The 10504-nt window shown below is 57.4% G+C and carries 10 protein-coding genes; 3 read left to right on the top strand and 7 right to left on the bottom strand.

All coding sequences use genetic code 11. The features are described from left to right. Positions 1 to 119: 119 nt before the first annotated feature. The gene (locus DWY03_RS08635) at positions 120 to 1151 is read right to left on the bottom strand and encodes a 3-deoxy-7-phosphoheptulonate synthase (RefSeq protein WP_117635771.1); all 1032 of its coding nucleotides are present in this window, start codon (positions 1149 to 1151) and stop codon (positions 120 to 122) included. Positions 1152 to 1491: 340 nt separating this feature from the next. Here DWY03_RS08635 and DWY03_RS08630 point away from each other — a divergent pair, with 340 nt between their 5' ends. Both DWY03_RS08630 and DWY03_RS08625 read left to right on the top strand, forming a co-directional pair. After that, positions 1492 to 2004 carry a GNAT family N-acetyltransferase gene (locus DWY03_RS08630; RefSeq protein WP_117840477.1) on the top strand — a complete coding sequence of 171 codons (513 nt, stop codon included), beginning with the start codon at positions 1492 to 1494 and terminating at the stop codon, positions 2002 to 2004. After that, on the top strand, positions 1911 to 2132 hold the full coding sequence (locus DWY03_RS08625; protein ID WP_158558647.1) for a GNAT family N-acetyltransferase: 222 nt from the start codon (positions 1911 to 1913) through the stop codon (positions 2130 to 2132). The genes DWY03_RS08630 and DWY03_RS08625 overlap by 94 nt, the downstream gene beginning before the upstream one ends. A gap of 376 nt (positions 2133 to 2508) precedes the next feature. Here DWY03_RS08625 and DWY03_RS08620 read toward each other — a convergent pair whose 3' ends face one another. From DWY03_RS08620 to DWY03_RS10085, 4 genes are all read right to left on the bottom strand, one after another. Continuing rightward, the gene (locus DWY03_RS08620) at positions 2509 to 3678 is read right to left on the bottom strand and encodes an ATP-binding protein (protein ID WP_197032249.1); all 1170 of its coding nucleotides are present in this window, start codon (positions 3676 to 3678) and stop codon (positions 2509 to 2511) included. Positions 3679 to 3929: 251 nt separating this feature from the next. Further along, positions 3930 to 5306: an MATE family efflux transporter gene (locus DWY03_RS08615; RefSeq protein ID WP_117766513.1), complete on the bottom strand. Its 1377-nt coding sequence runs from the start codon at positions 5304 to 5306 to the stop codon at positions 3930 to 3932. Between the two features lie 92 nt (positions 5307 to 5398). Further along, positions 5399 to 7027, bottom strand: coding sequence for an amidohydrolase (locus DWY03_RS08610; RefSeq protein WP_158558646.1), 1629 nt, complete (start codon positions 7025 to 7027; stop codon positions 5399 to 5401). A 315-nt stretch (positions 7028 to 7342) separates the two neighbouring features. After that, positions 7343 to 8023 carry a helix-turn-helix transcriptional regulator gene (locus DWY03_RS10085; RefSeq protein ID WP_158558645.1) on the bottom strand — a complete coding sequence of 227 codons (681 nt, stop codon included), beginning with the start codon at positions 8021 to 8023 and terminating at the stop codon, positions 7343 to 7345. 439 nt (positions 8024 to 8462) lie between these two features. On the opposite strand from DWY03_RS10085, the gene DWY03_RS10080 reads away from it, so the two are divergent. Beyond that, entirely contained in the window at positions 8463 to 8654 is a 192-nt protein-coding gene (locus DWY03_RS10080; protein ID WP_117774346.1) for a hypothetical protein, read from the top strand. 35 nt (positions 8655 to 8689) lie between these two features. On the opposite strand, the gene DWY03_RS08600 is transcribed toward DWY03_RS10080, so the two are convergent. Then, positions 8690 to 10099: an APC family permease gene (locus DWY03_RS08600; RefSeq protein ID WP_117774345.1), complete on the bottom strand. Its 1410-nt coding sequence runs from the start codon at positions 10097 to 10099 to the stop codon at positions 8690 to 8692. Then, positions 10089 to 10271, bottom strand: coding sequence for a hypothetical protein (locus DWY03_RS10010; RefSeq protein ID WP_147327489.1), 183 nt, complete (start codon positions 10269 to 10271; stop codon positions 10089 to 10091). Before DWY03_RS10010 ends, DWY03_RS08600 begins: the two co-directional genes overlap by 11 nt. Between the last annotated feature and the right edge of the window lie 233 nt (positions 10272 to 10504).

The following is a 10504-nucleotide window of genomic DNA, read 5'->3' as shown; positions in this document are numbered from 1 at the left end:
TTGGCATGAAAAAGGCAGGGCATTGACCTTCTGGTCATGCCTTGCCTTTTGAATGACAAATTGTCGCTCTGGGCGGCGCGCAGCGTCGAGCCGTTACGCGGGTTGGTAAACCCGCGTAACTAAACACGCTCCGCGATCTCGTGGATCAGATAGTCGGTCTTTTCCCAGCCCAGGCACGGGTCGGTGATCGACTTGCCAAAGACGCCGCCGTCGACCGGCTGGTTGCCATCCTCCAGGTAGGACTCGATCATAAAGCCCTTGACCAGTTTGGAGATGGATTCGTTGCGGCGACAGCTGTCGAGCACTTCCTTGCAGATGCGATACTGCTCCAGCGGGCGCTTGCCCGAGTTGTCATGGTTGCAGTCGATAACCGCCGCCGGGTTGGCGTAGCCGGCGTGCTCGGTATAGCGCTCGGCAAGGCGCTCCAGGTGCTCGTAGTGGTAATTGGGGTAAGTGCGACCGTCGAGACCGATGTAGCCGCGCATGACGGCGTGCGCGAGCGGGTTGCCGTCGCACTCGACCTCCCAGTTGCGGAAGATAAAGCTCTGGTGCGCCTGGGCGGCGTAGATGGAGTTGAGCATGACGGTAGTGGAACCGGCTGTAGGATTTTTCATGCCCACCGGCACCGAAATGCCGCTCGACACCAGACGGTGCTCCTGGTTCTCGACCGAACGCGCACCCACGGCGACGTAGCTCAACAGGTCGACGAGGTACTGGTAGTTGGACGGGTAGAGCATCTCGTCGGCAGTGAAGAAGCCAGTCTCCTCGATGACGCGCAAGTGCATGTGGCGAATGGCCTTAACGCCTTCGAGCAGATCGTCGGGCGCCTCGGGATCGGGGTTGTGCAGCAGGCCCTTGTAACCGGTGCCCTTGGTGCGCGGCTTGTTGGTGTAGACGCGCGGGATGATGATGAGCTTGTCCTTGACCTCCTCGGCGGTTTTGGCCAGGCGGTTCATGTACTCGAGGACCGAGTCCTCGCGGTCGGCAGAGCACGGTCCGATGATGAGCACCTTGCGCGCGTCCTCGCCGGTAAAGACCTTGGCGACCTCGGCGTCGAATGCCTGCTTCTTAGCAGTAAGCTCAGCGGACAGCGGCATTTCCTCGCGGATCTCCATGGGGATCGGCAGCCTGCGTTTAAATTCCATGGCCATGCGGGGCCTCCTCAATCAAAGAAGTCTAAGCTTGAATCGTCGAATGCTCGGCATTATCCGCTGTCGCACGCTAAAGTGCAAGCACGACCAACCAAAAAGGGAATGGATAACGCGCGGGTCGCTTACCACGAGAGTGGATAATCTCCCGTTTTTGGCCTAGGATCGCGCTGAAAGTGGGAGATTATCCACTCTCGTCGAGCAAGCGTCCGAAAATCCTCGCTCGTGGCCCCTTTTCCTCCGTCCCCGAGGGAACGGGACTCGTCTGCCGAATGATTGATGCGGCGACGGCGCGCCCATGTCACACTCAGAGGTGGCCTGACCCACCTTGGAAGGAGCCTCCATGAGCCTTGACAACGTAACCCTGCGCGCCGCCACGCTCGACGACCTGGCTGGCATCGCCGCCATCTACAACCAGCTGTGGTGCAACACGCTGCGCAACCGCGGTGACGTCGAAGCTGCCGATTTCTGCGCGCGCTTTAACATCACCATGCAGCTACAGCGCTCACCTATCGCGCTTGTCGCCGAGGCCGAGGGCCGCATTATCGCCGCCTGCTGCATCGGCATCTTCGAGGACGGCAAGCCGCGTACCAATCCCACGTGGGTGCCCTGCTACGACGAGATGTTCGCCCAGGCAACCGAGATGGCAAAGACCGCCGACGCCAAGCTCGAGGGCTCGCTCTTTGGCGACAGCCGCGAGAAGGCCACGGCCGACCGCTTTGCCGCCACGGGCAATGAGTATGCCCAGGGCTCATCATCATCGTGCCCGAGTGGCAGGGCAAAGGGCTCGGCCGCGCGCTCATCGACCTTGCCCGCGCCGAGCTCGCCCGGGCAGGCTGCACCAAGTTCTTCCTGATGAGCGACTGCAACTCTGACTGGCAGTTCTACGAGCACCTCAACATGAAGCGCATCCTAGAAGATCACAGCCAAGACACCGGCGACGGCTTTATCGTCTACATGTACGGAGGCGACACGCAGGATTAGCCTGTGTGCCGCCTCATGGGCTTTCTCCAAGACAGCCCAAACCGGTCAGCCATACCAAATAGAGACCTGCCAAAAAGGGACAGGTTTATTTTGGCAGGTTTTATCTGGGAAAACACCAAGGCCGCCGCGAGGGAACTACTTTCCCTCGCGGCGGCCTTCTAACAGCAAAAACCAAGTGAGTAGATTTTTTGCAGGAATCCGAGCACACGCCAAATCGCCACAGCGCTGACCTGCAGTTTTACCGAGCATTTGTCGCGATGTGCTCGGTAAATCCAAAAAAGTCTACTCACTTGCATCTGAGGCGCACCGGATCGGCAAAAAACCGCCGCGAAAGGGATCCGGACCCTTCGCGGCAGTTGTTAATACGCCGAACTTGTTATCGCAAAAGCCAATCACGCGCCGAGACCACGCTACAGTCTTTCGACTCATACGTTGAATCCACGCGGGCCACAACATAGCGCGCATCTTTTGCAATGTCGATCTCATCGCATACAGCCTGTAAATGGCGGGCGTACTTATCGTGATACGTTCTGGATGATTTTATTTCGATAGCCTTGGGACTCCCTGAGTTTGTGCAGTCGAGCAAATCGATTTCTCGCTTGCCGTCGTCCCTATAGAAATACAACTCGGGATTCTCGCCCACGTTGAGATGGCTCTTCGCCGTTTCGGAAACGATGAGGTTTTCGAAAACTGCCCCCAGATAAGGGCTCTCCAAAAGTTGCTCCAGTGATCCAATTTTGAGCAAGTAGCAGAGCAGCCCCGTGTCGTAAAAATAAAGCTTGGGCGTTTTAGTCAAACGTTTCCTGGCATTTGCATAATAAGGCTGCAGTGAAAACGTCAGGTAGCTCTGCTCCAGGATAGACAACCAGCTTTTAATGGTCGATACGTTCACACCCGTATCTCGAGAAAGCGAAGATATATTAATGAGAGCACCGGCGCTCTGGGCAATTATGGACAGTAACTTATGAAACTCCGCTTTATTGCGCACGTCAAGCAAGCCCACAACATCGCGCTCAACATAGGTATCAATATAGCTGGGGAAATAAACCGAGGACGGCATTCCGGCGGAACGCAGGCGAGGGTATCCCCCTTCGAGCGCAAACAAATCCACTTCCAACTGCCCCTGCTGGCCCCTCTCCGCTTCTCGAAACGAAAATGGCAGCAATTTTAAGATCCCGACTCGCCCGGCAAGAGACTGGCCGATGCTTTTCATCATCAAAAAGTTTTGCGATCCCGTAAGGATGTATTGACCGGCATCTCCCCGCTCATCCGAAACAACCTGGATCATCGAGAACAAATCCGGGGCGTATTGCGCCTCATCGATGATGAGTCCGCCCTTTCGGTTGCGGATAAAACTCACCGGATCCTCCAAGGCCGCGCGCCTCGTTTGGGGGTCCTCAAGCGTGACATAGGAATAGTCGGGAAAGGCATGCCTAACCAGCGTAGACTTTCCGCTCTGCCTAGGCCCCGTCAACGACACAACAGGAAACCAACCCGCCATGCGAATGAGCAACTCATGCAAATCCCTGTTAATGTACTCGGCCATATCAACGCCCCTTATAACGCTGTTACCATAATCGTATAGTATCATTTGCCATAATCTCGCAGTAGCGTTTTCCATAATCTTGTAGTAGTGTTTTCCACAATCTTATAGTAGCCCAGTTCAAAAACGTTATTTATAGAGCCGAAATCTCAGACCCTAAATAACAATAGCCACCACAATGGGAACTGTCCCCATTGTGGTGGCTTGCAGACGAGTTGACTTATTCGACTATCGCGCGCCGGCCGTGTCCGAGTCTAGAGCGTGGCAAGTCGCTTAGATTCGCGGACGGCGAGGGCGATGGAGATAAGACCAGTGATGGCGTCAGCCGCCACCAAGGCAAACCAGACACCCTGAACGCCCATCATGTTGCCAAGCAGGTACATAAGCGGCACGGAGCAGATCACGTAGCGAAGCAGACCGGTGAACGTGGCGATACCCACCTTCTCAACCGCCTGGAAGTACATCGACATGGTCATGGCAAGATAGCCCAGGGCCACGGCCAGGATAACGATGCGCGTGGCGGTGGCGGCAACCTCGACGAGCGCCGGGTCGCTACCAGCAAAAAAGGCGCAGACCGGCGTTGCGGCCACCCATAGCACAGCAGACACCGCAGCAAGCGTCACGACCTGGTACTTAAGCGTGCAAGAGAGCGTTTCCTTGAGGCGCGTCCACGCCTTGGCGCCGGCGTTGAAGGCGGCAATGGGCTGCAGGCCGTACGAGAAGCACTGGGCGACCATCATGGTTATGTAGAGGATATAGCCGTTGATCACACCAAAGGCCGCGATGTAGAGCGAACCCATGTCGCCGCCGAGCTGGCCAAGCAACGAGTTGGCAACGGTGTTGAAGATGAACGTGGCAGCTTGCACCAAAAAGAACGGGAAACCAATCTTGATGATCTGGCCGCAGATGGCCATGTCGAGTTTGAGGTCGGCGGCGCTGATCTGGAGCTGCGACTTCTTACCACCGATGAACCAGAAGATACCGATGGCCCAGATACCGATGGAAAGACCGTAGTACACGCCAGCTCCCATAACGCCAAGCTTGAGTACAAACGTGGAAAGCGCAAGCCAGCAGATAGCGACGATGGCAGACACGGTCATGAGGTTGGCCTGGATCTGAACCTTCTCGTCCACACGCATGACGGCGGTGACCATCTGACCAATGACCGTGAGCGGCAGCAGCACGGAGAAGGTGCGCACGCCGGCAACGGTATCGGCCATGATGTCGGGCGTGGCACCGAAGAATGCGCAGATGGGCTCGGTAAACACAGCCATCACCACAGCAAGCAGCACACTCACAATCGTGGTAAGCCAAAAGCCCTGGCTAAACGCCTTGCTGGCGCCCTTAATGTCGCCGGCACCCAAAAGGTTGCCCACCACGGCGGGCACGCCGGTGCCAAACAGGTTACCAAAGGCCAGGTTAATGTACTCGACCGACATGATGATCGAGACACATGCCAGGCCGTGGGCACCCAAGCCCCAGCCCATGACAAGGCCCTCCAGGACCACCATGATGATTTGGGCAAGCATACCCTGGCCGGTGATGATGGTGTACTTGCGCACCAGGCCGGGAATCGGCTGCGAGGCAAGCTCACGCTCCTCCTCAACAGCGGCGGTTGTTTCTTCTGCCATTGTTCTCCCCTTTCCATGAGAGATTGATGAATGGATGGATGGATGGGCGGCACGCACAGGCTGTGGCACCGCCCAGCGATGCAGCAGCCCCGCTAGGCCTCGTAGACCACCTTGCCGGCAATCATCGTGAGAGACGCCGTGGCCTCGAGGACCTCAGCCGGTTCGCAGTCAAAGAGGTTGCGGTCGAGCACACAGATATCAGCCTGTTTGCCGCATGCGAGCGTACCGATGCGATCCTCGGCATGCATGGCGTAGGCGCTGCCGTAGGTGTAGGCGCGCAGGGCCTCGGCCATGGTGATGCGCTCCTGCGGGAACCACCCTTCTGGGTTGGAACCGTCCTCGAGCATGCGGAAGACTGCGCCGTACACCTCCTCCATGGGCTCCAAGCCCACAACGGGGAAGTCGCTGCCCAAGTGCACCACGGCACCGCTTGCAAGCAGGCTGTGCAGGGGCCACGAAAGCGCTGCACGCTCGGGGCCCACGGCATCGTCCTTGGCAAGGTCAGCCATATCGAGCAGCATGTGCCACGGTTGCATGCCGGGGCATATACCAAGCTCCGCGTAGCGCGGCAGATCCTCGGGCTGAACCGTCTCGTTGTGCTCCATGGAGTGGCGGCAACCCCGCTTACCATGCAAGCGCTCGCCCTCCTCAAAGCAATCAAGCACAAAACGCACCGAGCGATCGCCGATCGTATGGACGCGTGTGTCAACGCCCCATTCCTGCGCCCTGACAATGGCGGCACGGATGCGCTCTGGATCCTCCGCGGGCTCACCGCAGGTATCGGGCGCGTTGGAATAGGGTTCAAGCATCCAAGCGGTGTGGTCGGAGCACACGCCATCAAGAAACTGCTTAAAGCCGTGCCACTCGACCTGCGTACCCGAGAAGGCGTATTTCTCCTTGATCTGCTCGAGCGTTAAGGACTCGTTTTCGAACAGATCGGTGTACAGGAACACGCGCAGTGGCAAGTCGCCCTTGGCATTAAGACCTGCCAACACCGCATACGGGTTTTCCATGCTCACAAACGTAGGATTGACCATGCCGACCGTAGTGATTCCCAAGGCATTGGCGCGCCGGGCGGTTTTTGCAAACGACGCGTCAACAACCTCGGGCGCTGGGTCGTAGACCTCATCCATAAAGAAGGAGCCGGCATTGTTGGAAAACACGCCCGTCAGGTTGCCGTCGGCATCCTTAAGGATCTTGCCGCCTGTAGGATCGGCCGTCTCGGTAGTAATGCCGACTTTCTCGATAGCGCAGGTATTGGCACTAAACGTATGCATGTCGACCTGCTGCAAAAATACCGGACGGTCCGAGATGTATTTGTCAATCATCGCAGCCGTGGGCATCTCGGGGATATCCCACTGGAACTGAATGATTTGGCAGCCCAGAATCCACTCATTATCGGGATGGGCGTTCGCAAACGCCACGACACGCTCCATCGCCATCTCAAAACTGGTGCAATCGATAAGGTTGACGGCAAAATCGGGGTCGGTCATAAACGCACCCTGAGCAAAATGCGTGTGCGAGTCAATCAGGCCAGGCATAACGAGCTGATCGCCAAAGTCGCGCACCTCAGTATCGGGGCCGATAAACGGCGCCAAGTGGGCATCGTCACCGCAGGCAACGATCTTATCGCCACGCACGGCAACGCCGCCCTTAAACGGTTCGAGCCCATCGCCGGTAAAAACGGTGTTGCTCTTGATAACTACATCAGCCTTGTCCATGTGAGCCTCCTCAGGCATCTTTGGTTGCAACGCGGACGCACCGCCCGCGTGGGCACTCGGTTGGGAGCGTAGCGCTCCCGCATCGGCGCGTGCCTACAAGCTGTGCTCGGACGTCTGTCCCACGTCCGCGGCTTCGCGCTACACACATTGATACACAGGGGCAAATCCGTGCCAAGGCCAGGGATCGCAAACGGTCAGTTTAAGCAGGTTTACACGCTTTACCTGCAGGTTTATTGTCTGAGATTATTACCGCGTCATTACGCCCAACGGCGTGCCCGCCCACACGGCAAGACCCGCATGCAAGGAAGAATAGGACTAGGAACGCCAAAAGGCATCTATGAGGTCATCTCGGTTGGAGACACCGCTTTTAACGTAGATGCGATGCAAGTGCGCCTTGACAGTGCCAGGGCTGATGACCAACTCGCTGGCGATGTTTTGGGCGTCGTTGCCCTTCAGCACCAGCGTGAGCACCTCCTGCTCGCGCCGCGACAGCTTATGGGCATCGGCAAAGATCACAACGCGTGATGCTAGATCGTCCCCAGAGCGTGCGCTCTCGGCCGCCACGTCCTCATCGGCACGCGGATGACGGGCATACACGCGCAGGATATGGCTAAACTGGCAAAAGAGTTGGACCGCGCATGCCACGAGCAGCACGCTTTCGGAGATATTGCGCTCGGACAGATACCACAAAAAGAGGCTGATGACGGGATTTTGAGAGTCGGGGCGGCAGAGCAAAATCATGTAGGTGTCCTCGGCGATTACGCAAAACGCAAGAACGAGTGCCACCTTCCAAAAGAGCTTTGAGCGGTCGAGGTCGAGTTTCTCAACACGCGTGGCCCTGTGCCGGTAATGCCAGGCGGCATAGGCAAGACATCCTACATTGCCCAGGTCACGCGTGAGCCAAAAGAGATACTGCTGCATCTCTCCGGCAGCACCGCTGCGAGGCACCAGCACCAATTGCAAGATTGAAAACGGCACGATAGCAAGTCCGAGCATGCGCGACGTCGGCCTTTTGCGCAAGCGCGCAAACATCCACAGTACCACGCAGGCATAGATGGCAATACCGAGCACGCAGCGCAGCAAGGGGTGCTGCAACGGCTCGCTAAAGGTAACAGCGTAGTCGTATTTGAGCCGATTGTACTCGTCAAAAAAATGACCGACATATCGAGCATGTAGAGCAAAAAGCCCGCCGCGGCCACCAGGCTGTCGCGACGGCGCGTCATGAGCCAAACCACCAATGCCACGGCACTGGTCACCAGAGCCACACCCATGATAATTGTGGTGTAGATATAGAATGCGAAACTCATGCCCGCCTCCCCTGTCTAGATGCTGTGAGGATGTTGACAGATTCTTTGCCGCAAGATTAGACTCACCGATTAAACGTACTGTATCGTTTAGATAAACAAGCTGTGTCTCACCGATGAAAGGAGATGCCATGGCACCGATCGCTCCGCTCAAGATGCTCGTCGCGCCCGCCGCCAAGGCCATCACCCGACTCGGTTCTTCCATGACCTACGACGATGTCCCCTGCGCCGTTGAGGCGCGTTCGGACAGCTGCCCCTACCTGGGCCACGTCCCCTACTTTGCACCCAAGCTCGCATCTGATCCCGAGCAGCGTGAGCAGTAATCCAAGATGCATCTAGCACCGCACAACTCGCGGCGCTACTGTTTTGGCGCAAAGCGACCTGTCCCCCTTGCGCCAACGCCGGGATTGTCGATGCTGCGGCCGCGGCGCGATATGAGGCGCGAAACCTCGCCCAGCAACACGCCGATCACCACACCCATGAGGATCGGCAACTTTGACATCTCGGCGGGCGAGCTGTTAAGCGGCACGATTGTCGCAACAATCGAAAGCACGAGCTCTACCACCGGCACCGCAAGCGCTACCGCAAGCACCTTGCCCTCGAAGGGCGCGCGGAACACACGTGGGCGGTCGTCGTATTTACGCAGGCGCCAAAACGCCGGGAACATCGGGATATAGCTCATGAGCAGAAAGACGACGTTCATCGAGAAGAAGACCCAAAAGACGTCGGAACCTTCGCCCAGCGGAATCTGAAGTAGCAGCACCAAGCTGGCAAAACAACCGTTAATGAGTGCTGAGCCGTTGGGCATGCCGGTCTTCTTGGACACCAGCGCAAAGGGGCGCGGCATGTTGCCGTGGCGCGCGGCATAGCTCGCCACGTTGTTGACGCCAAAACTCCAGCAGATCATGTTGGCGAACAGCGTCACCAAAAAGGCCACGCCCACGACCATCGTCAGCGGGTGAGCGCGCCCCACCATGGCGGCAACCGCGTCCACAATGCCCGAATCGAGTGAAAGCTGCTCGGTGGGAACCGCGGCTCCAATACCGATGCCACAGATAATGTAGATCGCCGCGATGGCAACGCCACCGGCGATAACCGCCTTGGGGATATCGCGCGATGGGTTCTTCATCGTGCTGGCAAAGGTCGCGACCACCTCAAAGCCCATAAAGTTGAATAGGATGATTGAAAGATACGTCAGTGAGTTAGTGTCTCCCAGATCGGGGACAAAGGTCTTAAACGACATATCGTTGGCAAAGCCGTTATTGCAGGCAAACCAGATGCCGACGATTCCCACCACGGCGGTAATGAGCACCTTGATGACGGCGCCGCCATCCATGACCCAATCGGCCTCGGCCACCGGCTGCATTGCCATGACCGTGACGCCCCACACAAAGGCAAGCTCGATGGCAATTCGGACCCCAAGCGAAAATTCGATGCCCCATACCGCATTGATGACACTGGGGAACATGCAGGCGATACTTGCCACCCACAGTGGAAAGTTGACCCAATAGCACCAGGAGCAGCGGGCGCCCCAACGGTCGCCCAAGCCCAGGCGAACCCAATCGTACAGACCGCCCTCGGAATCGAACGCCGTACCGAGCTCGGCCACCACCAGGCCATAGGGAAGCAAAAACGTAATGATGAGGAAGATCCACCAGAAGAACTGCACGTTACCCATGGCAGATGCCGGAGCGGCCGCCTCGATGGTAAAGACAACGCAGATAACCGAGAGGATGACCTCGAACAGGGAGAACTTTTTACCTGCCACGACACGCTCCCCCTACAGCAAAAAGGATGGCATCTGTACCGAAGGCGCAGCCCAAGGTAGGGTTGCAGGCCGCGTCACCGGTGCAGGTGCCATCCCAAAGAGAAGAGAGGATGCAATTGTTGGACCAACGCTCGCGGAACAGGCGCGTGTAGATAACGATACGCTGGTACATAGATACTCCGATCAAAACGGCCGCGATTGCGACCGGAATCTTTTGGCAATTGAAGACGCGTCTGACCTGGGATATTCAAGCGAACAATTGGCCTAACCCGCAATAAATCCCAGATCAGACGCGTACTCAATCAAAGAGGCGGGCACTCCGAAGTGGAGGCAACGGAGTGCCCAAAGAAAAACCCAGCCGACCAAGACATCGAATAAACCGACCATCAATGCCCCGAGATGGTC

This window comes from Collinsella sp. AF23-2 (assembly GCF_003459245.1).
Classification (GTDB): Bacteria; Actinomycetota; Coriobacteriia; order Coriobacteriales; family Coriobacteriaceae; genus Collinsella.
This window is presented reverse-complemented; position numbering and strand designations above follow the sequence as displayed.